Annotated in this window: 24 protein-coding genes and 1 rRNA gene; 7 read left to right on the plus strand and 18 right to left on the minus strand. The window is 65.1% G+C overall.

Annotation, left to right across the window (positions count from 1 at the left end; genetic code table 11):
* Nucleotides 1-28: 28 nt before the first annotated feature.
* Nucleotides 29-1,963, minus strand: a complete 1,935-nt coding sequence (locus HMPREF3088_RS07435) for a type I restriction-modification system subunit M (protein ID WP_070759136.1) — start codon at nucleotides 1,961-1,963, stop codon at nucleotides 29-31.
* Between the two features lie 758 nt (nucleotides 1,964-2,721).
* Between HMPREF3088_RS07435 and HMPREF3088_RS07440 the strand changes: the two genes are divergently transcribed.
* From HMPREF3088_RS07440 to HMPREF3088_RS07455, 4 genes are read left to right on the plus strand one after another with little or no spacing between them, the layout of a single operon-like run.
* A complete protein-coding gene (locus HMPREF3088_RS07440) occupies nucleotides 2,722-3,639 on the plus strand; it encodes an ABC transporter ATP-binding protein (RefSeq protein ID WP_070759137.1) in 918 nt (305 codons plus the stop codon).
* A 4-nt stretch (nucleotides 3,640-3,643) separates the two neighbouring features.
* The gene (locus HMPREF3088_RS07445) at nucleotides 3,644-4,405 is read left to right on the plus strand and encodes an ABC transporter permease (protein ID WP_070759138.1); all 762 of its coding nucleotides are present in this window, start codon (nucleotides 3,644-3,646) and stop codon (nucleotides 4,403-4,405) included.
* Complete coding sequence (locus HMPREF3088_RS07450) at nucleotides 4,405-5,535, plus strand: sensor histidine kinase (RefSeq protein ID WP_070759139.1); 1,131 nt, start codon at nucleotides 4,405-4,407, stop codon at nucleotides 5,533-5,535. The genes HMPREF3088_RS07445 and HMPREF3088_RS07450 overlap by 1 nt, the downstream gene beginning before the upstream one ends.
* Entirely contained in the window at nucleotides 5,532-6,137 is a 606-nt protein-coding gene (locus HMPREF3088_RS07455; protein WP_070759140.1) for a response regulator transcription factor, read from the plus strand. Before HMPREF3088_RS07450 ends, HMPREF3088_RS07455 begins: the two co-directional genes overlap by 4 nt.
* Nucleotides 6,138-6,204: 67 nt before the next feature.
* On the opposite strand, the gene HMPREF3088_RS07460 is transcribed toward HMPREF3088_RS07455, so the two are convergent.
* Nucleotides 6,205-6,813 carry a helix-turn-helix domain-containing protein gene (locus tag HMPREF3088_RS07460; protein WP_070759141.1) on the minus strand — a complete coding sequence of 203 codons (609 nt, stop codon included), beginning with the start codon at nucleotides 6,811-6,813 and terminating at the stop codon, nucleotides 6,205-6,207.
* A 105-nt stretch (nucleotides 6,814-6,918) separates the two neighbouring features.
* On the opposite strand from HMPREF3088_RS07460, the gene HMPREF3088_RS07465 reads away from it, so the two are divergent.
* Nucleotides 6,919-8,517 carry a cation:proton antiporter family protein gene (locus tag HMPREF3088_RS07465; protein ID WP_070759142.1) on the plus strand — a complete coding sequence of 533 codons (1,599 nt, stop codon included), beginning with the start codon at nucleotides 6,919-6,921 and terminating at the stop codon, nucleotides 8,515-8,517.
* 27 nt (nucleotides 8,518-8,544) lie between these two features.
* Here HMPREF3088_RS07465 and HMPREF3088_RS10505 read toward each other — a convergent pair whose 3' ends face one another.
* Complete coding sequence (locus HMPREF3088_RS10505; RefSeq protein ID WP_168167046.1) at nucleotides 8,545-8,682, minus strand: hypothetical protein; 138 nt, start codon at nucleotides 8,680-8,682, stop codon at nucleotides 8,545-8,547.
* Nucleotides 8,683-8,711: 29 nt separating this feature from the next.
* On the opposite strand from HMPREF3088_RS10505, the gene HMPREF3088_RS07470 reads away from it, so the two are divergent.
* Entirely contained in the window at nucleotides 8,712-10,427 is a 1,716-nt protein-coding gene (locus HMPREF3088_RS07470) for a formate--tetrahydrofolate ligase (RefSeq protein WP_070759143.1), read from the plus strand.
* Between the two features lie 94 nt (nucleotides 10,428-10,521).
* Entirely contained in the window at nucleotides 10,522-11,181 is a 660-nt protein-coding gene (locus HMPREF3088_RS07475) for a PAQR family membrane homeostasis protein TrhA (RefSeq protein WP_173362352.1), read from the plus strand.
* A gap of 18 nt (nucleotides 11,182-11,199) precedes the next feature.
* Here the strand turns inward: HMPREF3088_RS07475 and der are convergent, their stop codons facing one another.
* From der to rrf, 15 genes are all read right to left on the minus strand, one after another.
* Nucleotides 11,200-13,554: a bifunctional cytidylate kinase/GTPase Der gene (gene der, locus HMPREF3088_RS07480; RefSeq protein WP_070759144.1), complete on the minus strand. Its 2,355-nt coding sequence runs from the start codon at nucleotides 13,552-13,554 to the stop codon at nucleotides 11,200-11,202.
* 18 nt (nucleotides 13,555-13,572) lie between these two features.
* Nucleotides 13,573-14,421 (minus strand): pseudouridine synthase, encoded by an 849-nt coding sequence (locus tag HMPREF3088_RS07485; protein WP_246818113.1) that lies wholly within the window; start codon nucleotides 14,419-14,421, stop codon nucleotides 13,573-13,575.
* Between the two features lie 77 nt (nucleotides 14,422-14,498).
* Nucleotides 14,499-15,095, minus strand: coding sequence for an SMC-Scp complex subunit ScpB (gene scpB, locus HMPREF3088_RS07490; RefSeq protein ID WP_070759146.1), 597 nt, complete (start codon nucleotides 15,093-15,095; stop codon nucleotides 14,499-14,501).
* Nucleotides 15,096-15,143: 48 nt separating this feature from the next.
* Nucleotides 15,144-15,950 (minus strand): segregation and condensation protein A, encoded by an 807-nt coding sequence (locus HMPREF3088_RS07495; RefSeq protein ID WP_070759147.1) that lies wholly within the window; start codon nucleotides 15,948-15,950, stop codon nucleotides 15,144-15,146.
* Nucleotides 15,951-15,996: 46 nt separating this feature from the next.
* Nucleotides 15,997-16,815: a ParA family protein gene (locus HMPREF3088_RS07500; protein ID WP_173362353.1), complete on the minus strand. Its 819-nt coding sequence runs from the start codon at nucleotides 16,813-16,815 to the stop codon at nucleotides 15,997-15,999.
* A gap of 249 nt (nucleotides 16,816-17,064) precedes the next feature.
* The gene (xerD, locus tag HMPREF3088_RS07505; protein ID WP_012360340.1) at nucleotides 17,065-17,976 is read right to left on the minus strand and encodes a site-specific tyrosine recombinase XerD; all 912 of its coding nucleotides are present in this window, start codon (nucleotides 17,974-17,976) and stop codon (nucleotides 17,065-17,067) included.
* A gap of 15 nt (nucleotides 17,977-17,991) precedes the next feature.
* Nucleotides 17,992-18,993: a copper transporter gene (locus HMPREF3088_RS07510; RefSeq protein WP_070759148.1), complete on the minus strand. Its 1,002-nt coding sequence runs from the start codon at nucleotides 18,991-18,993 to the stop codon at nucleotides 17,992-17,994.
* Nucleotides 18,994-19,003: 10 nt separating this feature from the next.
* Nucleotides 19,004-20,194 (minus strand): putative cytokinetic ring protein SteA, encoded by a 1,191-nt coding sequence (gene steA, locus HMPREF3088_RS07515; protein WP_070759149.1) that lies wholly within the window; start codon nucleotides 20,192-20,194, stop codon nucleotides 19,004-19,006.
* Nucleotides 20,195-20,238: 44 nt separating this feature from the next.
* Complete coding sequence (gene recN / locus HMPREF3088_RS07520) at nucleotides 20,239-21,915, minus strand: DNA repair protein RecN (RefSeq protein WP_070759150.1); 1,677 nt, start codon at nucleotides 21,913-21,915, stop codon at nucleotides 20,239-20,241.
* A 65-nt stretch (nucleotides 21,916-21,980) separates the two neighbouring features.
* Nucleotides 21,981-22,946 carry an NAD kinase gene (locus HMPREF3088_RS07525; RefSeq protein WP_012360344.1) on the minus strand — a complete coding sequence of 322 codons (966 nt, stop codon included), beginning with the start codon at nucleotides 22,944-22,946 and terminating at the stop codon, nucleotides 21,981-21,983.
* Entirely contained in the window at nucleotides 22,943-23,776 is an 834-nt protein-coding gene (locus HMPREF3088_RS07530) for a TlyA family RNA methyltransferase (RefSeq protein WP_083317361.1), read from the minus strand. The genes HMPREF3088_RS07525 and HMPREF3088_RS07530 overlap by 4 nt, the downstream gene beginning before the upstream one ends.
* Nucleotides 23,777-23,861: 85 nt before the next feature.
* Nucleotides 23,862-24,080, minus strand: coding sequence for a hypothetical protein (locus HMPREF3088_RS07535; RefSeq protein WP_246818112.1), 219 nt, complete (start codon nucleotides 24,078-24,080; stop codon nucleotides 23,862-23,864).
* A gap of 11 nt (nucleotides 24,081-24,091) precedes the next feature.
* A complete protein-coding gene (locus HMPREF3088_RS07540; protein WP_070759152.1) occupies nucleotides 24,092-25,117 on the minus strand; it encodes an HAD-IIA family hydrolase in 1,026 nt (341 codons plus the stop codon).
* Nucleotides 25,118-25,119: 2 nt separating this feature from the next.
* Complete coding sequence (locus HMPREF3088_RS07545) at nucleotides 25,120-26,268, minus strand: tetratricopeptide repeat protein (RefSeq protein ID WP_070759153.1); 1,149 nt, start codon at nucleotides 26,266-26,268, stop codon at nucleotides 25,120-25,122.
* A 164-nt stretch (nucleotides 26,269-26,432) separates the two neighbouring features.
* A 5S ribosomal RNA gene (rrf, locus tag HMPREF3088_RS07550) occupies nucleotides 26,433-26,549 on the minus strand.
* Between the last annotated feature and the right edge of the window lie 207 nt (nucleotides 26,550-26,756).

Raw genomic sequence — 26,756 nt, forward strand, 5'->3', positions numbered from 1 at the left:
GGCGCCGTGCGGTGCGTAGTCACTGTGCTCACTCCCGCACCTCCGCGAACTTTTCAGCCAGGCGCCCCATCACCGCGGCCACGTCGGCGTCAATTTCCTCCAGTGACCGGACCGGAGCTGGGCGATAGAACACGCGCTTGAAAGGGATCTCGTAGCCGACCTTCGCGGCCTCCTCGTCCCAGGTGACGTCCGGCGCGAATGGGAGGACTTCGCGCTCCATGTGCTCGTCGACGTCCTCGGTCAGCGGGATGCGCTCCGTCATGGAGAACGCCGGGTCGAGGATTGGGTTGCCCTTGCGATCGAAACTGGGCTCAGCATTCTCGTCCGGTACTCCGACCGCTTCAAGCACCTCGTCAATCATGCCGGCGAGCATCTTCACACCTCGCTTCTTGGCCGCAGCCTTCAGTGCCTCCGGCAGGTCATTGAACTTCACGTCCGCCACGTCGGCAAGGACCTCCGCGTGCTCGGGCACGGCAGATTTATGCTCCAGCACCTGCGCCACCGCCTCCGAGGTGACCGCCACGCGCAGGCGCTTCTGCTTGGTGACCTTCACGTCGCGGAAACCCAGGTCCGCTGGTGTGAGCACCTTCGAGATCTCGGTGTCCTCGAACCCGGCGTACTCTTCGAGCACTCGCTTACGGTCGGGCTCCTTCATCTCCCGGCGCTTCTCCCCCAACCCCTTATCCGGCACCGACCAGCACTCGGAGGCATCGATCAGCTGAACGAAGCCCTTGCGGTGCTCCTCCTTGTTCGTATCCAGGATCCACACATAAGTGGAGATCCCCGTGCCGTAGAACATATTGGTCGGCAGCTGGATGATCGCGTCCACCAGGTCGTTTTCCAGCAGCCAGGCGCGGATCCTATCTGGCCCCGATTCTGGCGCACCGGTAAACAGCGGCGAGCCATTGGACACCACCGCGCCACGACCGCCCGCACCATTGGGGCCTGCGGGCATGAGCTTCGAAGCGACATGGGCCAGGAAAAGCATCTGGCCATCGTCTTTACTTGGCAGGCCGTGGCTGAACCGGGAACCCGGCACCTTCGCCTGCTCTTTCACCGACTGTTGCTGCACCTCCCAATCCGTGCCGAATGGCGGGTTGGAGAGGATGTACTCGAACTGCTCGCCCTCATACAGGTCGGTGAGCAACGTATCGCCGTGACGGATGGCATCCGGCTCGCCACCCTGGATCAGCAGATCAGCCTTACCGATGGCATAACCCGTGGACATGAGCTCCTGGCCCGCGAGCACCACCTCAATATCCGGGTTGAGCTCCTTGAGGGCACGTGCTGCCACGAGCAGCATGCCGCCGGTGCCCGCCGTCGGGTCGTACACGGTGCGGGAAGCGCCCTCCGCGGTGAGGCCGACGTCGTCGGAAGCGAAAAGAATATCCACCATCAGCCGGATCGCATCGCGCGGGGTATAAAACGCACCCGCGGCCTTGCCCTTGGTATCGAAGGCCTTGTACATGACGTGCTCGAAAAGATCACCCATCTGGGCATCCGGCAGCGCCTCCATGCTCATGTCGATGGTGGCGAAGTGCTTCACCACCGGCCACAGGCGCGAGGCGTTATCGAGGGTCTTCATCTTCACCGCGAAGTCGAAGGCATCCCACACATCGCGCACGGAGGACGAGAACGCGCCGACGTAATCCATCAACGCCTCGTAGACGTGGTCGTCTAGCTGGGCGATCCGCGTCAGGTCCAGGCGGGAGGAGTTGTAGAAGGACAGGCCAAAGCGAACGCGGACCTCCCAGTCGATCATCTCCTCGCTGTACCCCTCCTCCTGGAGGCTCTCCACAAGGTCGAGGACCTCGTCCTTCGTGGGTTCCAGAATGCACTCCAGGCGGCGAAGCACCGTCATCGGCAGGATGTAATCCCCATAATCCTCGGGCTCGACGATGGACCGCAGGAACTTATCTGCGGTATTCCAAACGGCGGACTGGTTCAGCTCCGCTGCACTCATCCGGGCATGCCTCCTTGGGCCAGAAACGCAATGTGTCCACGGTAAACGGCGCGCTCGAAAAAGTCTGCGAGACACGCTCTCACCGCTCAGCCACCATTGGAGCAGGGGTATCGGACACAAGCTTGGAGCACTCGAACACAGAGGCGAGCCTTCTCGCGAAACGCGTTGTCGTGAATAGAGGAAGCCACGGCAACACAAAAAGACCTCCCCCGAGCCGAAGCTCGAAGGAGGTCAGACGCGCCCGAAGGCCGTCTAATATTAGCCCTTGATCGCAGCAACGATTGCCTGGAAAGCACCGCTGATAGCGCCAACAAGAACGTCAAACAGGGTAGAGATGAGCTCGAACATGATGTTCTCCTTACTAGTGGAAGGTGTCGCACCCAGGGGGTTGATCGGCGCACCCTTGACGCTAACAATTCATTTCGAGTGCACTTATTTTCGCAAAACTACCGACCCCCTAAGCGGGGGCACGGCAACACCCCCACCTGCGACTTAAGAACAGGCCACCCCTCGCCCCCCGCCCTCACTTCCTGTGACAAGCAAGACCGCAGGTAGGCGCCCCAGCCTCACGTCGACGTTCCCGGCCACCCGATTGACAACGCCGCTTCCTGCCAAAGGCCGCCGGCGGAGAAACAGAAACCAAAAAGAAAAAGACCAAGAAACCCGCCTAGCGAATGCGGGCCCCATGACAAAAGTCATGGGCAAGTGGTGACAGAAAATATGTCTGCTTCCCACGCTGGATTTCTAGCGTGAAAACCATGAGCACGACACACACCACCCACGCAATAGAGGTCACCGGAGTCGGCAAAACCTTCAACCCGCGTTCCAACCACCCCGTGCACGCGCTGAAGAACGCGAACCTCACCGTCCAGCCGGGCGAGATCATCGCCCTCCTCGGCACCAACGGAGCAGGTAAAACCACGCTACTGGACCTCATCCTGGGGCTGACCACCCCAACCGCCGGCACCGTCACCGTCATGGGTCTCTCCCCCACGCAGGCCGTCTACAAACAGCACATCGGCGCGCTGATGCAGACCGGCGGCCTGCTCAACGAGCTCACGGTCAAAGACACCGTGGAGATGATCGCCGCAACCTTCCCGGAGCACCTGCCCCTCAATGAGGTCATCACACAGGCCAACCTGGAGCCCATCTACTCCCGGCGCGTGGGCAAATGCTCAGGCGGTGAACAACAACGCCTCTGCTTCGCCCTAGCCATCCTCGGCAACCCGGAGATCCTCATCCTGGACGAACCGACCGCAGGGATGGACGCCGGCGCACGTCGCCGCTTCTGGGACTCCATGACCCACCAGGCACGACAAGGGCGCACGATCATCTTCGCCACCCACTACCTGGAGGAAGCAGAAAACTTCGCCCAGCGCATCGTCCTCATGAACAACGGCGAGATCATCGCCGACGGCACCACCACCGAACTGCGGAACATGAGTGCCGACCGGGTGGTCACCGCCGAATTCCCGGGCGAACTGCCCGACCTGACCAGGCTGCCTGGGGTGACAGGCAGCGACATCAACGGCAACCGCCTGACTGTCACCACCGAGGATTCCGACGCGCTCGCCCGCTATCTGCTGACCGGCACCGACGCCCGCAACCTTGCCATCAGCAGCCACAGCCTGGAAGACACCTTCCTCGCACTAACGCAAGAAAACCAGGAGGCGTAGAACCATGAACACCACCCTGAAATTCACCGGCCACGAACTCCTCCGCCTGCGCCGGGATATGACCACCCTGCTCTTCAGCATCGGGCTGCCGATCTTCTTCTACCTCATCTTCGGGGCGTTGCAGGACTACGGCGAGCAGGAGATGAACGGCGGCAACCTCGCCGCATTCGTCATGCTAGGGATGGCTTTCTACGCCGGCGTGGTGGGCGCGGTCGGCGCCGCAGGATCCGCCGTTACCGATAGCCGCAGCGGGTGGGGCCGACAGCTGGCACTCACACCGCTGCGCCCCTGGCAACTAGTTTTCGCGAACACGGTGAGCATCGCTGTGCGCGCGGTACTGCCCATCGCGGCCGTGTTCATCGTCGGCGGGGTGACTCGGGCGCAGATGCAGCCCGAGCAATGGGCCTTAAGCTTCCTCGCGTGCGTGCTGTGCTCCATCCCCTTCGGCTTCTACGGCCTAGCCTGGACGCTAATGGTCCCCAAGGAGAACACAGTCGGCGTGGCCACCGGGTCCATCGTGATCCTCGCCTTCGCGGGCAACGTGTTCATGCCGCTGAGCGGGACGTTGCTGGATATCGGAAGATTCACCCCGATGTATGGGGCGATGATGCTGGTGCGCTGGCCATTGGCCGAAGGCGCCCAAGTGGTTGGCACCGGGCTGATCACCGAACCGATGTGGCACGCCTGGGTTAGCATCGCGGTATGGACGGCGATCTTCGTGGGCTTCTGCCTCATGATGGGCAAGCGAGACAAGAACCGAAGCTGATGCGTACCTTCGAGGGCTTCCAGTTCAACAACGCGATCTTCGCCTCAATATGGCTGGTGTTCCTGGGGCCGGTTCTGCTCCAGGTCTACGCGGGCGATGAGTTCAGCGCCGGGGATAAAACCTGGATGACGGTGTGCGTGCTGATGTTCAGCGCCGTCTACTTCTACGCCTTCGGCTCGATGGGCACCTTCCCGCGCGGCTGGGGTCTGCTACCGCAGGCGCTCCTCCGGTGGGTTGTTCTGCTGGCGATCGCGCTGACCAGCGTGCCAGTGATCCACACGGGTGCCACGAGCTTCGCCCCCTATCTCGCCGCGATGTTGGGTTTCACGATCCCCCTCAAGCGATCCCTGCCCATCGTGCTCGCCACGGGCGCGGTCGGGGCGATCGCGGTGTGGCTCCGGGCCCCGGAAAATCTCGGCTGGTCAACCTTCATCCTATTCTTCATCCCCCTGATGCTCGTCGCGGTGGGCGTATTCAGCCAGTACGACGAGTCCCGCCACCAGCTCCAACACGAACTCGATCTCGCCCAGCAGCGGGAGGACATCGCCACGGACGTCCACGACCTGCTGGGCCACTCGTTGACCGTCATCAACCTCAAATCCGAAGTCGCGCGCCGGGCAATAGAGAAGAACCCGGAGCAGGCCAAGCAGGAGCTCAAGGACATCAGCGAGCTCTCCCGCCTGGCGTTGGCCGAGGTCCGCTCAACCGTGACCCGGATGCGCACACCCACCTTCGCCGGCGAACTCCAGGGAGCCCGCCGGGCGATGGAGACCAAGGGAATCACCGCGCATCTGCCCGAACGCCTCACCACACCGGGAGATCATGAGGCTATTTTCTCCTGGGGTTTGCGCGAGCTGACGACCAACGTGGTCCGCCACTCCGGGGCCAGGACCTGCTGGGTCACCGTGACCGGCGACAAGCTGCAGGTCACCGACGACGGCTGCGGGTTCAGCGACGAGGAGGCCCGCAACGGGGACGGCGGCCTGGCTGGGCTTCGCGAGCGCGTCGAGGCGGCCGGTGGCCGACTCATCGTGCGCCGCGAACGAGGCTTAAGCACCGTGCTGATCGCGATGGGTGCGGATCGCGAGATCATTGACGACGGCGCCACGTTCGAGGAGGAAAACCGATGAACCCGATTCGAGTGCTGCTCGCCGAGGACCAGTCGCTGGTGCGCGGGGCCCTGGTCGCGCTGCTCAGCGCAGAACCGGACATCGAGGTTGTTGCGGAGTGCGCCACGGGAACCGAGGCCCTGCGCCTGGTGCAGGAACACCCCGTCGACGTGGCCCTCCTGGATATCGAGATGCCGGGGATCAACGGCCTGGATGTGGCCAAGGAACTGGCCGGGCACCCGTGCCGCTGCCTGATCGTCACGACCTTCGGGAAGGCGGGATACGTCAAGCGCGCGATGGAAGCCGGCGTGGACGGATTCATCGTGAAGGACACCCCTCCCGAGGAGCTCGCCGACGCAATCCGCCGGGTGCACGCCGGGCTGCGCGTCATCGACCCGACGGTGGCCCGGGATAGTCTGCTGGCTCCCGATAATCCCCTCAGCGACCGGGAAACGCAGGTCTGCCAGCAGCTCTTCCAGGGAAAGAGCTCACCCGCCATCGCCAAGGCCCTACACCTTTCGCCGGGCACGGTGCGCAACCACATCTCCAGCATCATGTCGAAGACCGGCGCGGGGAACCGCTTCGAGGCTGCCCACCTGGCGAAGGCGAATGGCTGGATCTAGCACGCTGCCCGGAAAACACACACGGCGTGGGCACTCGCCGCCTTAGCTGCTGCCCCAAGCCAGTCCCCTAGTTCTCCAGCGGTCTGCCGAACTTGATAAACGAGCTCCTGCCGACGAAAAACTTTCTCCGAGACACCTGCCCGAAGATCTCGCGGCTCTCCACGGAATCCTTCGTGACGCGGACGAGCAGCGGGCGGCTGGCGTCCTCGACGAGATAGAAGGAGTCACCGCTGAAGGAGTTCTTCACCTCAGACAAGAAATTAGGCACCCCGTCGAAGACAATCTCGGTGAACCACTGGGCAGCCGATTCGCCCTTGGTGTTCTTCTTCTCCCGCAGCAGAGGTGTGATCACGGCGTCCGGGAAGACCTGACGAACCGCGGTGTGGGCCTTCGTCCCCTTCGCCAGAAACCTGCCCCCAGACTTCTCTAGGGACTGGACGTCGACGGCCACGCGGTTGGTTCTTGCGCCCAGTACCGCTCCGTCCTTGCCGAGGAGGTCGCTGGTGCTAACCCCGAACAGGGCAGCAAGCTTCGTGAGGACCTCGATATCGGGCGCGCTGTCCCCAGACTCCCAACCTTGCACGGCCTCGCGGTCCACCACGAGCTTGTCCGCGAGCTCCGACTGGGAAAGCCCGGCCTTGCGGCGGAGATCCCTAATGCGCTGTGCCAGTCCCATGCGAAGAATCCTACCCCGCCATTCTGCCCCAATTCTTCACACACCCCTATGAATAATGCGTTTCATACAGCGCGAAAAACCTGGCTGTGAGGCACACTACAGTCCATGGAACTATTGCTGACTTACCTTGGCGTGGTCTTCGTCTGTGGACTCATCGCCTGGGCCGTGCGGCTACCGCCCTTGATCGGCTTCCTCGCCGCCGGTTTCGCCCTCCATGCCGCGGGTGTGGAGCATGTCGAGTCCCTCGATCTCTTCGCCGATATCGGCGTGACCCTCATGCTCTTTGCCATCGGCCTGCGCCTGGATCTAAAGGCGCTGACAGATAAGGCAGTCTGGCTCACGGCCAGTGCCCACGTGCTGGTGATGACGCTCATCGGCGCGGGCTTCATCACCGCCCTCGGCGCGCTCGGTGCGTTCGGCCCCACCAGTTTCCAGGTGGCGGTGAACGTCGCGCTGGTCTTGAGCTTTTCCAGCACCATCGTGGTCATCAAGATCCTGCAGGATCGAGGCGACGAGCAGGCCCTCTACGGCAATATCTGCATCGGCGTGTTGATTATGCAGGACATCCTCGCGGTGGCCTTCATGAGCATCCTGCGGGGCGAGCCGCCACACCTGGCCTCCCTGCTGCTCGTCGTGATTGTCCCGCTGCTCGCGCTCACCACCCGCCGCTGGTACAAGCTCGGCCACGGCGAACTCGGGGCGCTATTCGGCATTGCCATGGCACTGATCCCCGGCTACGCGCTTTTCGAGTGGGTCGGGCTTTCCGGCAGCCTCGGCGCACTGATTATGGGCGTGGTGCTCTCCCGCTCCCCCGGCGCCGAGCAGCTCAGCCACTCCCTATTCACCCTCAAGGAGCTGCTGCTGGTCGGCTTCTTCGTCAACATCGGATTCATGGGGCTGCCGAATTGGCAGAACGTTGCCGACGCCGCCCTGCTTCTCCTCCTGCTCCCCCTTCAGGCCGTCGCCTACTGGGCGATCCTGTGGGTCCTGGGGCTGCGCAACCGCACCTCTGTGCTCACGGCACTGCTGCTGGCCAACTACTCGGAGTTCGCTCTCATCATCGCCGCCGTCGGCGTTCAGGATGGCTGGCTCAACCAGCGCTGGCTGCTCTCCCTGGTGCTTGCGGTCTCCATCAGCTTCGTCATCTCCGCGATCTTCAACCCGCAGAGCGTGTCCCGGGCCACCCACCTGGCCAAGCGCCTGCCGGTGCGCCCGCCGCACAAGATCCACCCGGACGACCGCCCCATCGAGCTAGGCGACGCCCACGCGCTAGTGCTCGGCGTCGGACGCGTCGGGCTTGCGTGTTACAACGAGCTCAGCGAAGTCTACGGGGCCAAGATCCTGGGCGTGGAGCACGACCCCGCCCGGGTACGCCACCTGCAGGAACGCGGCTACAACGTCGTGGAGGGCGACGCCACGGACATCGACTTCTGGGAGCGTGTGAAGGACAGCCACCAGATCGACATGATCATGCTCGCCATGCCTGCCCAACACGCAAACGTGGACACGGTCAAGGAGATCCACGCCTCCCACGTGGACACCGAAGACTGCACCATCAGCTCGGTGGCGATGTACCGGGAAGACGTCGAAGCCCTCGAAGAGCTCGGCCTCGACGTCGTCGTCCACTTGCAAGATGGTGCCGGGGAGTCCCTGGCGGAGCGAACCTTCCTGAACCAGGAGCAGCGCCGCTCACAGCTGCAGTAGTGCTACGTCGAGCTAGGGTCGCTTCGCCTAGCGCATCCCCTCGATGACCTCGCCGTTATCGAAGATGACGGGGCGGCCGTACTCCAGGCCCGGCCCGTCGCCGTACTCCGGATCCTGGGCGCCGTAGTCCCGAAAACCGCTGGAGATGAGGCAGTCGGTCGGCACGCGCTGCGCTCCTTGCTTATTCTGGAAATATGACTAACTCCAGTGCAAGCACCAAGCCCCAGCCCAGCGACGTCGACATCGCACAGGCTCACACCCTCGAGCCCATCGCGGACATCGCCGAGCGCGCCGGAATCCCCGCCGAAGCACTCATCCCCTACGGCACCACTAAGGCCAAGGTGGACGTCCCCGCCCTGCGCACCACCGACGTATGGGACAAGCCCCTGGGCCGCACCGTCCTCGTGACCGCCATGTCCCCCACCCCCGCGGGCGAAGGCAAGTCCACCACCCTCATCGGACTGGCCGACGCCCTGCGTACCGCAGGGCACAACACCATCGTTGCGATCCGCGAACCATCGCAGGGCCCAGTCATGGGCATCAAGGGTGGCGCGGCCGGCGGCGGTTACGCACAGATCGTCCCGATGGAGGACATTAACCTCCACCTCACCGGCGACATGCACGCCCTCACCGCCGCGAACAACACCCTCGCCGCCCTCATCGACAACCACATCCAGCAGGGCAACGAGCTCGGCATTGACCCGCGCCGGGTCACCTGGCGCCGCTGCATGGACGTCAACGACCGCAGCCTGCGTTCCATCGTCACCGGCCTCGGTGGTCCGGCCCACGGCACCCCACGCGAAGCGGGCTTCGACATCACCGCCGCCAGTGAAATGATGGCCATCCTCTGCCTCGCCACGGACCTGGCGGATCTGAAGGCCAAGCTCGCCAACATCGTGATCGGCCAGACCTATAGTGGCGGACCGGTCACGGTAGGCGACCTGCAGGTCGAAGGTGCGCTCACCGCCCTGCTGCGCGACGCGCTGAACCCCAACCTCGTGCAGACACTCGGCGGCACCCCGGCGCTGATCCACGGCGGCCCGTTCGCCAATATCGCGCACGGTTGCAACAGCCTCATCGCCACCCAGACCGCCCGCCGCCTCGGGGACATCGTCGTCACGGAGGCCGGTTTCGGCTCCGACCTCGGCGCGGAGAAGTTCTTCGACATCAAGGCTCGCGAGGGCGGCATCGACGTGGACGCAGCCGTCGTCGTCGCGACCATCCGCTCCCTGAAGTACAACGGCGGCGTCGCAAAGGAGGACCTGAACAGCGAAAACCTGGCCGCCCTGGACGAGGGACTGAAGAACCTCGAGCGCCACGTGAAGAACATGGAGAAGTTCGGCACCACCCCGGTCGTCGCGCTGAACCTCTTCACCTCCGACACCGACGCCGAGCGCGCGCACGTCGCCGAGTGGGCTGAGAAGCTGGGCGTGCGTCTGGCCGAGTCCACCGTCTGGGCCGAGGGCGGCGCCGGTGCCACCGAGCTGGCCGAGCAGGTGCTCGAGGTCATCGAGTCCGGCGATGCCCCGCAGGCTGGTTCCCAGCAGCTCTACGACCCGGCGGAGGGCCTGGCCGAGTCCATCGAGACCATCGCGACCCGCATCTACGGCGCTAGTGGCGTGGAGTTCTCCGCCAAGGCCAAGAAGGATCTACAGTTCCTCGCCGAGCACGGCTGGGACAAGCTGCCGGTGTGCATCTCCAAGACGCAGTACAGCTTCTCCGATGACCCGGCCGAGCTGGGTGCGCCGGAAGGCCACGTGCTGCACGTCCGCGAGTTGGCTCCACGCCTGGGCGCGGGCTTCGTCGTGGCGCTGACCGGGCAGGTGATGACGATGCCGGGGCTGCCGAAGCGCCCCGCAGCAGAGCAAATCGATGTCGCCGAGGACGGCACGATCGCCGGACTGTTTTAGCGGCAAAAATGGGACTACACTGAGCTTCGTGCAGAATCAGGTACTCACGAAGCGACGTCCCCGCCCGGTCTTCGACCGAGGCCCCAGGCCCTACATGCGAGGGCGGTTACACACCGCCGCCGCGTGGTACTTTGGCGGGATGGGCACCGCCCTCACAATCGTGGCGCTGGCGAAATTCGGCATCTCCTGGATGTCCCTGACCACCGCCCTCTACGCGCTGTGCCTGGCCGGGATGCTGAGTGTAAGCGCCCTCTATCACCGGGTTCCGTGGCGCTCCGCGGCGGCGGTCAACAGCTGGCGGCGGGCCGACCACGCCATGATCGCGATCTTCATTGCCGGCACCTATGGGCCGGTAACGGTCGCCGCATTCGGCGCGCGGTGGTTCACCGGCTGGGCCTGGTTTAACACCGGCGGATTGTGGATCTTGGCGGTGTGCTGGCTCGCCGCGCTGGCCGCGGTCGTGCTGAACCTGGTGTGGATCGACCACCCGCGGTGGCTCGACGCCGCCACCTACCTCACGCTCGGTTGGCTGGCAGCTATCGGCGCCGTGGGCTACTACCAGCAACTTGGGGTCGCTGTGAGCCTGTTGATGCTGCTCGGCGGGCTGGTCTACTCGCTCGGTGCGGTGATCTACGCCAAGCAGTGGCCGAACCCCTCCCCTCGTTGGTTCGGCTTCCACGAGGTCTTCCACGCTGCCACCATCGTGGCAGCGCTTCTGCACCACATCGCAATCTGGGTGCTCGTGCTGCGCTAACGCGCGAGGTCGCTTCCGCTAGCGCTTCTTTTTCTTCTCCCGGATGCGGATCGCGATGCGAACCGGGGAGCCCTCGAAGCCGAAAGTCTCGCGCAGCTTGCGCTCCAGGAAGCGGCGGTAGCCGTGCTCCAGGAAGCCCGTGGTGAACAGCACGATCACCGGCGGGCGAGACGAGGCCTGCGTGGCGAAGAGCACGCGCGGCAGGCGGCCACCCCGCATCGGCGGCGGGGTCTCCGCGATCACCGCACGCAGCCAGGTGTTTAGCTGGCCGGTCGGGATGCGCTGATCCCAGCTCTCCAGAGCCTCCATCATCGCGGGCTCCAGCTTCTGCAGGGCACGGCCGGTCTTGGCGGAGATGTTCACCCGGCGGGCCCACGGCACGTGCGAAAGCTGCAGGTCGATTTCGCGTTCCAGCAGCTCCCGGCGGTCCTCGTCCACCAGGTCCCACTTGTTGAACGCCACGACCAGTGCCTTACCGGCGTCCAGAATCATCCGCAGCACGCGCTGATCCTGCTCCGCGATGGGCTCGGAGGCGTCCACCAGGAACACCACGACCTCACTGGCATCAATCGCAGCACGGGTGCGCAGCGAGGCGTAGTACTCGTGCCCCACCGCGTTCTTCACCTTCTTGCGGATACCGGCGGTATCCACGAAGCGCCAGGTGCGCTCCTCCAGCTCGACGATGGAGTCCACCGGGTCCACCGTGGTGCCCGCGACGTTATCCACCACCGAACGCTGCTCGCCGGAGATCTTGTTCAGCAGCGAGGACTTACCCACGTTCGGCCGCCCCACCAGCGCCACACGGCGCGGGCCCGACACCACAGAGAGCTCGCGTGGCTTCTCCGGGAAGACCTCCAGCAGCTTGTCCAGCACGTCTGCAGCGCCACGCCCGTGCAGCGCGGACACCGGATATGGGTTGTCCAGGCCGAGTGCCCAGAACTCCGCCATGTCCGCGTACTGCGTATCGGACTCAAACTTATTGGCCACCACGATCACCGGCACGTCGGAGCGCTGCAGCTTGCGCGCGATGACCTCGTCGGTCTCGGTGATGCCGACCTTCGTGTCCACCACGAAGACGATCGCATCTGCCGTGGCCATCGCGGTCTCCGCCTGGCGGGCGATTGCGGCGTGGATGCCCTTGGCATCCGGGTCCCAGCCGCCGGTGTCCTGCACCCAGAAGCGGCGCCCGCCCCAGTCACCTAGGTAGGAGATGCGGTCGCGGGTCACACCCGGGAAGTCCTCCACCACGGCCTCGCGGCGCCCGATGAAGCGGTTGACCAGCGTGGACTTACCCACATTCGGTCGACCGACGATCGCCACCGTGCACAGCGCTTCCTTCTGCGCCTCGAGCTCATCGGCGATTCCGAAGGCTTCCTCGATGGACTCCCAGTCGGTGTCCTCCTCGTCGGATTCCAGCAGGTCGAATTCCTCCGCCTGCAGGTAGTGCTCACCCAGCTGCTCGGGGTCGACCTCCCAGGTCTCGCCGTCCCAGTTTTCGGGGTCCCAGTTCTCCAGGTCCTCCTCGGATTCTTCCTGCACCGGCGCGTCCCCATCAGCAGGGACGACGTCCCCCTCAACCGTGCGGAACACCAGACCACCGGTGCTCTCCGCGCCGTCGGCTGGGATAGCGGAGTCCAGGTCCGAATCCTCGATCAGGCCGGCGATCGCCTCGATGACCTCATCGATGCTCATCTCGCCGGTGTCGAGCATGGTGGCATCCTCTGCCGGGCGCAAAGGGGAGGTCTCGCGGGTGGAGTCTGCCTCGTCGCGGCGCTGGACGTCAGCCAGGACTGCCTCGAAGGTGACCTCGCGGCCAGCGGCGGTGTCCTGGTCGAAGCGGCGCTGCGCGCGCACTTCAGCGCTGGCGGTCATGTACACCTTCACCGGGGCGTCCGGGAGCACGACCGTACCGATGTCTCGCCCCTCGACCACGCAGCGACCAGCGGCAGCAGCAAGGTCGCGCTGCAGCTGCACCAGGTTGGTGCGGACCTCCGGGATCGCGGCGACCGCGGAGACGTGCGCGGTGACCTCCGGACCACGGATGTCCGCGGAGACGTCCTCCCCGTCCAGAAGGACCTCGGTGGACTGAGGATCCTCGTTGACCTGGAGCGGCAGCTGGGAGGTCGCCTCGATGATGACCTCGGCCGCAGCCGGGTCGGCCGGATCGATGCCGGTCTTCAGCACGTGCAGGGTCGCGACGCGGTACATCGCACCCGTGTCCAGATAACGCGCGCCGGCGTACTGGGCGATGCGGCGGGAGACGGTGGACTTGCCGGTGCCGGACGGGCCGTCGATGGCCAGCAGGAACCCGCCCTCCTCGAGGTTGTCGATCAGCGCGAGCTGGGAGAAATCAGCGTTCATATCAGTAGTCATCCTTCACATCCTCCCGGCTTACAGGCCCACGGCCTTGTACAGGCTGGTCAGTTCCGAACGGTTCAGCGCGCGCACGCTACCCGGCTTCTGGTCGCCGAGCTGCACCGTATGGATCTTGGTGCGCACCAGTGCCTGAACCGGGAAGCCCGCGGCCTTCAGCATGCGACGCACGATGTGCTTGCGGCCCTCGTGCAGCTCCAGCTTGATCAGGGACTTGCCCTGCCAGACGTCCACGATCTGGACGTCATCGGCCTTGGCAATGCCGTCGTCCAGCTCGATGCCCTTCTTCAGCTCGTGAACCAGGCCCTTCTTCGCCTCGCCCAGCACGGTGGCCATGTAGGTCTTGGAGACCTCGTAGCTGGGGTGCATGAGGCGGTTGGCGAGCTCACCGTCGTTGGTGAGCAGCAGCAGGCCCTCGGTCTGGGCGTCCAGGCGGCCGACGTGGAACAGGCCCTGGCCCTGCTTGAGGCGCTCGTCGATGAAGTTGCCCACCGACGGACGGCCCATGTCGTCGCTCATCGTGGACTGGACGCCGCGCGGCTTGTTGAAGATGTAGTAGTGCATCTCGTCGTTGACCTGGACGCGCACCCCGTCGACGCGGACGACGTCCTTATTCGGGTCGATGCGCACGCCCATCCGGTCCACGACCTTGCCGTTGACCTCGACGCGGCCCGCGGCGATGAGCTTCTCGCTCATGCGGCGGCTGGCCACGCCGGCGGCTGCCAGGACCTTCTGCAGGCGGACCTTATCCTCCGCAGCTGGGGCGGCCTTCTGCTCTGACTTTGTGACGTGCTGGTGGCGGGCCGGCTTGGCCTTCGGGACGAAGGTCTCGGCGCCGCCTGGCTTCGCAGCGTTCTTTTCCGGTATGCCATCTCGGCGAGCGGGTGTATTCAAATTATGTCCTTATTTGCTCAAAGTCTTTGAGGTACGCAGCCCAGTCTAGATCAGTAATCGGATTCGATCGATTCCACATCCGGCAGCAGCGGGGCCAAGTCCGGCAGCTCGTCGAGCGACTCGATGCCCAGCTGCTCCAGCAGCAGATCGGTGGTCTCGTACAGGTGGGCGCCACCCGGTCCTGCGGCAGCGGTGTCTTCCTCCCCCTCGGCTGCCACCTCAACCTGGCGGATCAGGCCGCGCAGGGCCAGGGTCCGCATCACGCCATCGCAGTTCACCCCACGTACCGCCGCGACCTGGGAGCGGGTCACCGGCTGGCGATACGCAACCACGGCAAGGGTCTCCAACGCTGCCCGAGACAGGCGCTGTTGGGTGCCTTGGAGGATCTTCGCCTCCACCACATCCGAGTTCTCGGGCCTGGTGTACAGGCGCCACAGCCCCTCGCGCTCCCGCAGGTCGAAACCGGAACCACGGGCGTCGAACTCCTCGGCGATCTGGCGCAGCACGTCCTCGACCTGGGAGGCATCAACGCTGCAGGCCTCGGCGAGCTCCTCGGCGGCCACGGGCTCGTCGGAGACCAGCAGCAGGGACTCCACCCGGCTGCGCAGCTGGGACACTGCGGGCAGGTGCAGGTGTTTTTCACTCATGGTCCAGACCTCTCCTTCTCCTAAACTCCGCTTACGGCTCTGCGGGCGCTAGTCCCAGTTCGATGCAGCGACGACCTGCGGATCCACGTCCAGGCCGGTCCAGGCGACGAGCATCTCCTCGAGCGGCATGGGCTGCTCCACCCCGATCGCGCGGGCCTTGTACAGCTCCAGCAGAGCGAGGAAGCGGCCCACCACCACGATGGATTCCTCCGCATCACTAATCAGCGAGTCGAAGTTCACCCACTTATTCTCCCCAGCGATCTTCAGCGTGTTGAGGATCTTGCCGGCCTGCTTCGGCACCGAGACCGCAGGCGCGTGGACGTGGCCGGTCTGCACCCCCTCCGGGCGGGGCCGGAAGACATGGGCGGCCAGCTCCGCGAAGCTCTCCTTCGTGTGCTTAATCTCCACCGGTGGCAGCAGGTTGGAGTAGCGGTCCTCCAGAGAGAGCGCCACCGGGTAGCTGCGGGCCGCACCCCGCTGCCACTCGGCGAAGAGGTCTGCGACTTGCTTATAGGCCTTGTACTGCAGCAGGCGGGCGAACAGGAGGTCGCGGGACTCCAGCAGCTCGAGGTCGGCCTCGTCGTCGACCTCGCCGCGAGGAACCAGGCGGGCGGCCTTCAAATCCAGCAATGTGGAAGCGACGAGCAGGAACTCCGTGACCTCATCCAGGTCCTCAGCGGACTGGGACAGGCCCCGGGTGTAGGCGATGAACTCGTCGGTGACCTCGGCGAGCGCGATCTCCGTGATGTCCAGCTTGTGTGAGTGAATCAGCTGAAGCAGCAGGTCGAAGGGGCCGTCGAAGTTCGCGAGCGCGACCCGGAACCCCGTGAGTTCCGGTTGCTGGGGATCTGTCACGCGAACCTACTTTTCTGCCACCACGCTGACCGGCGCGGGGCGTGGCCTAGTGCTGCTCGGCGACGCGCTGGATGACCTCCGCCGCGAGGTTGCGGTACTGGATCGCACCGGAGGACTTCGGGGCCCACGTGCTGATCGGCTCGCCGGCCACGGAGGTCTCCGGGAAGCGGACGGTGCGGGTGATGACCGAGTCGAAGACCTTGTCCCCGAATGCCTCAACGAGGCGCTCCATGACCTCGCGGGCATGCAGGGTGCGGCGATCGAACATGGTCACCAGGATGCCCAGGACTTCGAGCTTGAAGTTGAGGCGGTCACGCACCTTCTCCACCGTGTCCATCAGCAGCGCGAGGCCGCGCAGGGAGAAGTACTCGGACTCCACCGGGATCATCACGGAATCCGCGCAGGAGAGCGCGTTGACGGTGAGCAGGCCGAGCGAAGGCTGGCAGTCGATGATGATGAAGTCATAGTCCTTCATCACCGGGCGCAGGGCACGCGCGAGCGCCTGCTCGCGGCCGACCTCGTTGACGAGCTGGATCTCCGCAGCGGAGAGGTCGATGTTCGCGGGCACCAGGTCGAGGTTCTCGACGCCGCTGGGCAGGATGGCGTCGAAAATGGAGGAGGAATTATCAACGAGGAGGTTGTGGACGGTGACGTCCAGCTCCTCGTGGCTGATCCCCAGGCCGGCAGACAGCGCGCCCTGCGGGTCGAGGTCGACGAGGAGGACCTTGCGGCCGAACTCCGCGAGTGCAGCACCCATGTTGATCGTCGAGGTGGTCTTGCCGACCCCACCCTTCTGATTACACATGGCGATGATGGTCGCAGGCCCATGAGAGGACAGCGGCTCCGGATCTGGCAGCGGGCGCATGGGGCGCCCCGTGAGCCCGAGTTCCTGCTCGGGCTTATCGAAAAGCGCGTCGGAGCTCTGCACTGTCAAGCCCTCTCCCTTGTCTAACGGTCATTTCAGAGCGCGCTTGGCGCTCCCACTACACATAGATTACGCGTAGATTACGCCGGTGCAATTCCCTCTACCCCATTTTTCGCAGGCTTTTCGGGCAGGTCAGCTGAGTTCAAAGCCGAGGTTGATACTAGGCAAGGCTTAAGCCTTGAAAGGTCTCTAGTTCGAGCGCGGATGGCTCTCCGACCACGCCTCCCGCAGGTGGTCCGGGCTCACCTTCGTATAGATCTGGGTGGTCACCACATTGCTGTGGCCGAGCAGCTCCTGCACCACACGGATATCCGCCCCGCCCTCCAACAGGTGCGTGGCGAAGGAGTGCCGGAAGCTGTGCGGGCTGACCCCGGCCACCCCGGCCTTCTCGCTGACCGAGGAGACCATGTTGAACGCCGATTGCCGCCCCATCCGCCCGCCATTGCGATTCAGAAACAGCGCCGCCGAGCCCTTCTTGTTGAACGCTGGGCGGACCCGCACCAGGTAGTGCTGCAACGCATCCAGCGCCGGATCCCCCACCGGGACGACCCGTTCCTTCGAACCCTTGCCCCGGACGATGATGAGCTTCTCGGTCGGGTCCACGTCGTCCACGTCCAGCCCCAGCAGCTCGCTGACGCGCGCGCCGGTGGAGTACAGCATCTCCAGCAACGCGCGGTCGCGGATCTGGATAAGCGACGCGGCGTCGTCGTTCGGGCAGGATTCCAGGATCGCGGTTACCTCGGCGATGCTGAGCGCCTTCGGGATGCTCGCCGCCTGACCGGGGCGCGCGACGTCGTCCGCGACGTCCCCTTCGGTGACACCTTCGCCAGTCAGGAAGCGGTGGAAGTTCCGCACCGCCGCAAGAATTCGTGCACGCGTGGAGGCCGCCAGCCCCTCCCCTTTGGCCAGCGAGGCCATGAAGGACTCGATATCCCCCGTATTCAGCTCGGTCACGCTGCGCGCGCCCAGCCACGCCAGGTAACGGTCCGTGTCCCGACGGTAGCTATCCAGCGTGTTGCGGGAGAGGTTCCGCTCCAATCGGAGGTGCCGCAGCCACCGTTCCCGGTGCTGCAGGTTCGCCTCCTGCGCGTCCGCCGTCACCGACGCCGCCTGCGCCTAGTTCTTACCGACGGTGGCGGCCTTGGCGTTGGTCGCCGCGCCGTAGTGGCCAGCGTCCCCGCCAGCCTGTTCCTTCAGCGCGCGCACCGCGGTGATGCGGCCCGCGCTGCGCTGGACGTTGTCCACCGTGGACAGCTTCTCGGCATAAGCCCGCTCGTTGCGCACGATGCCCAGCACGGCCTTCTTATCCGCACTGCCGGACTCGCCCACCAACACCGCGCCCGGCATCTGACTATCCAGGCCGGCGGCGAAATCAGCGATGAACTGCGCGCCGTAACCCGACTCATCGGCGGTCACGCCCTTGTTGGTCACGATCAGGGCCAGGTCCACTCCCTCGTCGCCAAGGTCTGCGGGCTTCTTCAGCACCCCGTTTTTCTCCAGTGCACCGAAGACGACGGCCCGGTCCGAGGCGCTCGCGGTTCCCCCGCCGCGGTTGCCCTCACGCGCACCCTGGCGCCCCTCACCGCGATCGCGGTTCTGCTCGCCCTCCGCGGGCTTCTCAGCCTTCGGCAGCGTCGAGCTCAACGCAGCACCCAGCAGCTGACCAGTGTGCATGCCCGGGCTCAGCACCTCCTCGCTGAGCTGAGCACCCGCGGGCAGGCTGTTGGCCGCCACGGACTTCAGCTTGTCGCCTTTCTCAGGGTTCAGCATCTCCTCGGTCACCGGCAGCGGGGTGACCTCCGCTCCCGCCTTGTCCACCAGCCAGCGCAGTCGATCAACGGTCTCGCGGTCGGCGTCCGGGAAGGAGATCAGCGCGACCGTCTTCCCCTCCAGCTCACCGGCCACAGCCTTCGCAGCCAGCCCCGCGACGACGTCATCCGAAGCCTGGGCATCACGATCCGCGGCGTCGGCGTCCTCGCGGGCAGCGGTGAGCTCCTGGGCGCTCGTCCCCGCACCACCGGCAGCCCCCGGAACGTTCGGGGCCAGCACGTAAACCCCGCCCAGTACGCCAAGGGCAATGCCGAAGCCGAGGCCGGCAATCGTTCCAGACTTACTCACGAGCGACTCCCTAGTTCTTAAACAGGCCCTGCACGCTGAGTGCCAGGTTATTCCACGAATCGATCAGGTTATCCACGAACCCAGCATCGCCAGAGAAGCCGGCGATGAGGATGATCACCAAGATCGCGGCCAGCACACCGATCAGCGCCCACAGCCACCCGGAGCCCGACTTCGAGACGCGGTAAAGCTCGGCGATGGAGCTGGCGTGCACGAACTTCGGACCAACGCGCAGGCGGGACAGCAGAGCAGACGGGGTGTCCTCAGATTCCGTCTCAGAAAAGACGCGATCCAGGTCCCACTTCTCGCCGAGGTGAACCACCATCGACGCGCCGTGGTAGTCGGCCAGCAGCAGCGCCAGGTCGGTCGGGTTCTTCGTCGCCGCCGGGAAGGTCATCGCGCCGACGCCGAGGTCCTGGATACGCTCCAGGCCCTGCGCGTAGCCGTCCGCCTCGGCGGGAAGGACGACGGTCGCGCCGGAACGCAGCGATTCGGAACCGATGTTTTCCGGGTTACCGACGATGACGGCCGGGCGGTAGCCCAGCTCCAGCAGTTCGTCAGCGGCGGACTCGATCGCGACGATGATCGGGTCGTACTCGCGCAGGAAGAAGCGCAGGTCGCGCAGCTGGTCCTTCAAATCCGGCAGCGGGCTGATCACCATGACCTTGCGGTCCACCATGTCCACGTCGACGTCCGGGATGCCCAGGCCGTCGATCAGCAGTGGGGACTCGGAGCGGGCGAGCTCCGCGGTATTGCCAGCCAGGGCGTCGAGGTGATCGCCGAGGGCCGAGCGGGCGTCATCGAAGCGCTGCATCGACTCGTCCAGCTCGAGGGGCGCGCCGCTGCCGAGGGAGCGGTCGCCGTAGTAGAGGTGCCCGCCCTCCAGGCGCCCCTTCTTGCCGTTCTTGACCTTCTCGGTGATCTCCGGATCCACGTTCTCCACGAGCTGGATGCCGGCGTCGAGCAGCATCTGCGGGCCGAAGTTCGGCACCTGCCCCGTGGTGAACTGGGCGGTATTGACCACCCCGGCCACGCCGGCGTCGATGAAACGCTGCGCGGTGGCGCGGTTAATATCCGGAGCAGAAATGACGACGATATCCCCCTCGGAGATCTTCGTCTTAGACCAAGCTTTGGGGCCGGTGAGGTTCCGGGTAGCCCCGGTAATGCCAGGTTTTTCTGATCGGGAAAACATCATGCGTACCATTTTGCTGCTTAACCGCTGGATTCTCGGTTAGGCGCGCCGATGTTTTAGCGCTTCTTCGCCTCCACGGCCATCGCCATGAGCTCCTCGGCGTGGGCTCTGCCCGTGTCGGACTCCAGGCCCGCGAGCATGCGGGCGAGCTCCGCCACCCGCTCCTCCTCGCTGAGGGTGCGCACGCTCGAGGAGACGGTGGTGGAGCTGGCGGTCTTATCCACGTAGATGTGGGCGTCCGCAAATGCAGCGACCTGTGGCAGGTGGGTCACGACGATCACCTGGTTTTCGCGGGCAAGCGCGGCCAGACGGCGGCCGATCTCCACCGCGGCCTTGCCGCCCACGCCCGCGTCGACCTCGTCGAAGACCATCGTCCGCCCGCTGCTGGCCAGGATCACCTCAATGGCGAGCATGATGCGGGAAAGCTCACCGCCGGAGGCACTCGAGCCCAGCGCGGTGCGGTGCCCACCCTGCACCAGCTGGAACTCGCACTCGTCGAAGCCCTGCGGGTTCGGGTCCACCCGCTTGAGATCCACGTCAACGCTGGCGTGCATGTGCAGCCCCGAGATCTCCTCGGTGACCGCCTTGCCGAAGTCCTTGGCTGCTTTCTCACGCGCGGCGGAGAGCTTGCGGCCGACCTTCAGCATCGCGGCTTCCTTCTCCGCGACCTGCTTGGCGAGCTCCGCCAGTGCATCGTCGGAGACGTCGAGCTTGGCGAGCTTCTCGCGAGCCTCGTCGCGCCAGGCGATCGCACCATCCACGTCCACCGCGAAACGGCGCAGCTGGCGGAGTTCCTGCTGGCGCTCCAGCAGCTCCTCCAGCTCTTCGGGATCGGGAATATCCACCAGCTCTTGGCCCAGGTCCAGTGCAATATCCGAGAGCAGGGAGCTGACCTCCCCGATGCGCTCGGCAAGTTCCGCCAACTTCGCGTCCCCGCCCTGCAGTTCGGACTGCGCCTGGCCAAGCAGATCATTGGCTCCGCTGGACAACTCCCCCTCGCCCAGCTCCTCACCGCCATCGATGAAGGAGATGGCGCGCTGCAGGGAGGAACGGACGTCGCTGGCGTCCTGCAGGCGAGAGATGCGGGACTTGAGGAACTCGTCCTCACCCGGCTCCGGGTCAATCTCGTCGATGACCTCCAGGGCGCGTTGCAGGGTCTCGGCCTCCAGGGCCAGCTCCCGGCGATCCTTCGTGCGGGTTTCCAGCTCCTTCGCCGCAGCCAGCCACTCGCGTCGCAGCGCGGCGAACTCGGTGGCCTGGCCCGTCAGCCCCGCGAATTCATCGATCGCGGCCAGCTGCTTCGTGGAATCCTTCAGGCGCAGCTGGTCGTTCTGCCCGTGGATGGTGATGACCTCCGCGGCGAACTGCCCCAGCACGCCCGCGGCGACCGTTTTTCCAGCGAGGTGCGCCCGGGAACGCCCGGACGCGGACACCGTCCGGGAGGCGATGTATTCCCCCTCGTCAGAGTAGCCCCCGAACTCAGAGACGATCTCCTCGACGCGTTCCTGAACTGCCGGGTCATCGTGGGAAAAGACCCCCTCCACGCTGGCACGCTCCGAACCGGCGCGCACCTTCGAGGCATCCGCTCGGTGCCCGGAGAGCAAACGCAGGCTGCTGACCACCATCGTTTTGCCGGCACCCGTTTCACCGGTGACGACAGTCAGTCCGCTGGCGAACTCGGCGGTGGCTTCTTCGATCACACCGAGGTTGGTGATGTGTAGGTCGTGGAGCATTCCAGAAAAGTCGCTTCTTGAGGTCTTGGGGACTCCCGGTCGTCGGGGTGCGGGGCGTTAGTGGACTAGTGGCGTGGGCCGCGCCAGCCGGTGATCGGCAGGCGGAACTTGTGCACCAGGCGGTCCGTGAACGGCGCCTGATCCAAGCGCACCCAGCGCACGGACTGCGGGCCACGGCGGATCTCCACGCGCGCCCCCGGCGGCATGTGAATCTGACGGAAGCCATCCATCACCGCGGTAGCCGGCGAGGTCTCCGGGTTCGTCTCCACGGCGACGGAGGAATTCGGGGACACGACCAGCGGGCGGGAGAACAGCGTATGGGCATTAGACGGGACCACCAGGATTGCATCCAGCTCGGGCCACAGCACCGGGCCACCGGCGGAGAATGCGTAAGCAGTCGAGCCCGTCGGCGTCGATACCAGGACACCGTCGCAGCCGAAAGAAGACACCGGGCGTTCGTCGACCTCGAGAATCGAGTCGAGCACGCCCTGGCGGTTCAGGTTCTCCACCGAGCACTCGTTGAGCGCCCAGCCGGTGCCGAGCACGCGGCCATCCATATCGCGGACGGTGATCGACAGGGTCATGCGGTCTTCCACGCGGTAATCGTGGGCGATGACACGCTCGATGGCCTCGGCGAGGGACTCCTGCTCCCACTCGGCGAGGAAGCCGATGTGGCCCATGTTGATGCCCAGCACGGGCACGTCCGCGGAGTGCGCGATATCGGCTGCGCGCAGGAAGGTGCCGTCGCCGCCGAGGACGAGCACCATCTCCACGCCCTGCGCGGCCTCGCGGGTGTGTCCGAAACGCGGGAAGCGCCCCAGGATCTCGTGGCGGGCCACGGGAGCTGGATCGGCGGTTGCCATCACGCGGACGTTGATGCCGCCTTCGTGGAGTTGGGATGCCGCTTCGGCGGCCATGCCCAGGTTCTCGTGCACCCCGGTATGGGCGACGAGCAGCACCTCGCGCTGCTTCTCCTCACCAGGCGACTGGTTCTCGGCCTCCTGCTTGGGGGCCTCGTTGGCAGCCGTCACTGTGGTCCCTCCTTCACCGCCGTGGACACCATGGCCTCAAGTGTATCCATCGTTGGCGCCTGCTTTCCCCCATCTTTGGAAAGCCAGAGGAAATACTCAACGTTCCCGCTAGGACCGGGAAGCGGCGAGGCAACGACGGCCTTCGTTGATAGACCATACTTCAAAGCCTCCCGCGCCACGTCGAGGGTCACCTCCGCTCGCAGTTCCGGGGAGCGCACGACCCCGCCGGAGCCCAGCCGGTCCTTGCCCACCTCGAACTGTGGCTTGACCATCGGCAGGAGGTCCGCGCCCTCGGCCATGCACTCGGCGATGGCAGGAAGGACCAACTTGATGGAGATGAAGGAAAGGTCCCCGACCATGACGTCCGCGGGGCCACCGATCGCTTCCGGGGTCAGCGTGCGGACGTTGGTGCGGTCCATCACGGTGACGCGGGGGTCGTTCTGTAGCCGCCAGATCAGCTGCCCGTAACCGACGTCCACCGCGAGCACCTCGCTGGCACCGCGATCGAGGGAGACGTCCGTAAAACCACCGGTCGAGGCGCCGGCGTCGAGGACGCGTTTGCCTTCCAGGCTCAGCCCCTGCGGTTCGAAAGCGGCGAGTGCCCCGAGGAGCTTATGCGCCCCGCGCGAGGCCCAATGGTCTTCCTCGGAATCCGCGACCCGGATCGAGACCTCGGCATTCACGCCGGTCGCGGGCTTCTGGGCGAGCATGCCGTTGACCTGCACGCGGCCTTCCTTGATCATCTTCTGCGCCTGTTCGCGGGAGCGTGCGATCTTGCGGCGCACGAGTTCTGCATCGAGGCGTTGAAGCCGCTGACCTTTTTTCGCCACCTGTGTGCTTTCCTTCTTCTTCCGCTGCTGGGTTCGACGGTGCTGGTTGTCTTCCGCGTCCTTGTAGGACGCCGACATCGGGGGTTTAGCCCTGCCCGAGAGCCTTGCTGATGAGGCTGTGGGCTTGTTCCAGCATCTCGGCTTCCTCGGTGCCCTCCAGCCGCTGGCTGAGCAGCTCGTCGATATTCTCGGCGAGGTGATCGGCCTGTGCCTCCGGCGAGTTCGGGGTCGGCCCGCCCGCCTGGGCGGGCATGTGGCTGCCTGGTGTCGGTGCCGATCCTGGTGTGGGCTGGGGGTGCTGCATAGTGCTGTAGTTTAGTCCCGCCATGCTGCGATGGCGTCGGCGGCCAGTGGATCGTTTCCGATAATCCGAAGCTGATCACGGGTGGTCCCGGCGTCCAGCAGCTCCCAGGCGAGCGGGGCGGCTGCCGCGAGTGCTGCCGCAGCGGTGAGCTGCTCGGGGGTGGCGAAGCTAGTGTCTGTTCCCTGTCCGTCGGCGGGGTTTTCGCCGGCTGTAACAGTGACCGTGTGCGGCTCGGTGACCTCGGCCGTCCAACCGCCGAGCTCCTCGCTGAGATTGGCGCGGATGTGGGTCGGCCGGTGCTCGGTGTGGATCACGTCCCAATGGGTGGAGACCCCGGTGAGCACCATCAGGGTGTCCATCTCGGCGGCACGCCCACCGGCGATGTCAGTGTCCAGACGATCGCCGACGACCAGTGGCGCACTGGATCCCGCCTTGCGTGCTGCAACGTGGAACATCGCGGGCTGCGGCTTTCCTGCGCTCAAGGGCCGCACCCCGGTGGCGCTGACGACAGCGGCCACCATGGACCCGTTACCGACCAGGAAACCACGGGACGAGGGCAGCGTCGTATCCAGGTTGCTGGCGATGTAGCGAGCGCCGCGGGTGATGGCGAGCGTGGCCTCGGAAAGCCGAGCCCAGTTGTTCTCCGGGCTGTGGCCCTGCAGCACCACGTCGGGCGAGTCGTCGGCGGAGTCCGTGAGTTCGAACCCTGCCTCCTGGGTGAGATCGCGGAGGCTCTGGCTGCCCACGACGAGCGCCTTAAGCGGGCCTGCACCGGGGCGTTCCTGCGCCATTGTTTCGGCTGCCAGCGTTGCTGCGGCCTGCGCGGAGGTCAGGACCTCGGAGGGGATTGCACTAATGCCGAGGCTGCCCAGGTGCTCCACGACCTCCTCAGGACTGCGCGAGGCGTTATTAGTCACGAAGACTCTGCCCCGGTCAGCAATGCCCTCGACGGCGCCGGGGATCAGCTTATCCCCGGCGAAGATGGTTCCATCGAGGTCGAGCAGGAGGGTGTCGTAGCGGTTGAGCAGCTCAAGCATGGCTACTTCTCCTCGCTGTTCTCCGCGCCAGCATCGTTGCCATTGCTCTCGCCGGTACCCTCATTGAGCTCCGCGATGCGCTTTTCAGAGTCGAGGACCTCTTCGGTATCCAACTCGTTGGCGGTGGTAAACCACTGGATGGCATCCGCCTTGCGTCCGGCCTGTGCGAGCGCATCGGCGTAAGCGTAGGTCACGCGCAGCTTGGTGACGTCTGGAGCGTCGGCAGCGTCGAGTTCCTCCTCGAGGGAGACGATGGCCTCCTCGTGACGGCCAAGGTCCTGGTAAGCACCGGCCACGACCATGGCGAGCTCAACGCGGGTCTCCGGGTCGAGCTCCTCGGGACGGTACTCGCCGGCCACTCCCAGCGCCTTCTCCGGTCGTCCGAGCGCACGCTCAGCGTCGGCAAGGACGGCAATCAGACCTGGTCCACCCTGCATGCGACGAGCAGCGCGCAGTTCAGAGATGGCTTCCTTCCACTCTCCAGCGTGGTAGGCAGCGATGCCGTTGGTTTCGCGGGCTACTGCCACGCGGCCAGCACGGTCCTTGGCGGCACGCGCGTGCTCGAGAGCCTTTTCGGTGTTCTCGTCGAGAAGGGTGGCGGCCATGATGAGGTGCTTGGCGACCATATCCGCGTTATCGCGAGACAGGCTGCGCAGCTCCTGGCGCACCTGTGGATCGAGGTCCTTCGGATCCACACCCTCCGGAATGCGGGGTTCCTTCATGCGGGCGTTGATGCGCTCCTCGCGGTAGCCAGAGCGCTGGGGCCCGGACTGACGTGCTCGATTGGCCTGGCCACCACGGTTCCTGAAGTTCCCGCCCCGCCGGTCACCACCCTTGCGACGATCCCGATCGAACTTCTGGCCCCCGCCGTACGGACGCCCACCGCCCCGACGGCCGCGTGGCTGGTCGCCGTCACGGTCGTTGTACCGGCCGTCGCGACGGTCATCGCGGTCACGGTAGCGGTTGTCTCGCCGATCGTCGCGGTCCCGGTAACGGTTACCTCCGCGGCGTTCCCCGCGGTCAAAGTCACGGTCACGGTTGTTTCCGCGACGGTTGTCGTCGGAGTTACGGTGCCTGCGGGGCTTGAAGTTTCCGTCTCGCTGGTTGCGGGGACGGTGACCTCGATCGCCGCGGCTTTGGTATTCCGACATTGAACCCTTCTTTCACAGACTCTGTGGACTGCTCACACGATATCACCCCGGGTGGACGGGGTTTTTAGGCAATAAAAAAGTGGTGGTGCGACGGGCTGTCGATCATCACCCGTACAAAACGGGAACAACCAACAACACGTCGCACCACCACTATGAAAGTTTAATGCCGGCGGCGTCTTACTCTCCCACACCCTCCCAGGTGCAGTACCATCAGCGCAGGTAGGCTTAGCTTCCGGGTTCGGAAAGGGACCGGGCGTGACCCCACCGCAAAAACCACCGACAAACACAACAGAACAACACACACCCAACCACACCCACAACAGGCGCTTGGTGTGCCGTGTCATTCCAGACACTGCATAACAGACGCGAGCACTTCATCCTCATAGAAGTTCACATTGTGTGCGCTTCACACAACCAACCCAAAAGGCAATTGTGTGGTTTGTTACACTTCGGCCAATTAGTACCAGTCACCTCCACACCTCACAGTG

This window comes from Corynebacterium sp. HMSC22B11 (assembly GCF_001815965.1).
Taxonomy (GTDB): Bacteria; Actinomycetota; Actinomycetes; order Mycobacteriales; family Mycobacteriaceae; genus Corynebacterium.

Coding starts and splice junctions, on each gene's coding strand:
- HMPREF3088_RS07435 (WP_070759136.1), bottom strand. CDS start 1,963: ATGAGTGCAGCGGAGCTGAACCAGTCCGCCGTTTGGAATACCGCAGAT.
- HMPREF3088_RS07440 (WP_070759137.1), top strand. CDS start 2,722: ATGAGCACGACACACACCACCCACGCAATAGAGGTCACCGGAGTCGGC.
- HMPREF3088_RS07445 (WP_070759138.1), top strand. CDS start 3,644: ATGAACACCACCCTGAAATTCACCGGCCACGAACTCCTCCGCCTGCGC.
- HMPREF3088_RS07450 (WP_070759139.1), top strand. CDS start 4,405: ATGCGTACCTTCGAGGGCTTCCAGTTCAACAACGCGATCTTCGCCTCA.
- HMPREF3088_RS07455 (WP_070759140.1), top strand. CDS start 5,532: ATGAACCCGATTCGAGTGCTGCTCGCCGAGGACCAGTCGCTGGTGCGC.
- HMPREF3088_RS07460 (WP_070759141.1), bottom strand. CDS start 6,813: ATGGGACTGGCACAGCGCATTAGGGATCTCCGCCGCAAGGCCGGGCTT.
- HMPREF3088_RS07465 (WP_070759142.1), top strand. CDS start 6,919: ATGGAACTATTGCTGACTTACCTTGGCGTGGTCTTCGTCTGTGGACTC.
- HMPREF3088_RS07470 (WP_070759143.1), top strand. CDS start 8,712: ATGACTAACTCCAGTGCAAGCACCAAGCCCCAGCCCAGCGACGTCGAC.
- HMPREF3088_RS07475 (WP_173362352.1), top strand. CDS start 10,522: ATGCGAGGGCGGTTACACACCGCCGCCGCGTGGTACTTTGGCGGGATG.
- der (WP_070759144.1), bottom strand. CDS start 13,554: ATGACTACTGATATGAACGCTGATTTCTCCCAGCTCGCGCTGATCGAC.
- scpB (WP_070759146.1), bottom strand. CDS start 15,095: ATGAGTGAAAAACACCTGCACCTGCCCGCAGTGTCCCAGCTGCGCAGC.
- HMPREF3088_RS07500 (WP_173362353.1), bottom strand. CDS start 16,815: ATGCGCCCGCTGCCAGATCCGGAGCCGCTGTCCTCTCATGGGCCTGCG.
- steA (WP_070759149.1), bottom strand. CDS start 20,194: ATGGTACGCATGATGTTTTCCCGATCAGAAAAACCTGGCATTACCGGG.
- recN (WP_070759150.1), bottom strand. CDS start 21,915: ATGCTCCACGACCTACACATCACCAACCTCGGTGTGATCGAAGAAGCC.
- HMPREF3088_RS07535 (WP_246818112.1), bottom strand. CDS start 24,080: ATGCAGCACCCCCAGCCCACACCAGGATCGGCACCGACACCAGGCAGC.
- HMPREF3088_RS07540 (WP_070759152.1), bottom strand. CDS start 25,117: ATGCTTGAGCTGCTCAACCGCTACGACACCCTCCTGCTCGACCTCGAT.
- HMPREF3088_RS07545 (WP_070759153.1), bottom strand. CDS start 26,268: ATGTCGGAATACCAAAGCCGCGGCGATCGAGGTCACCGTCCCCGCAAC.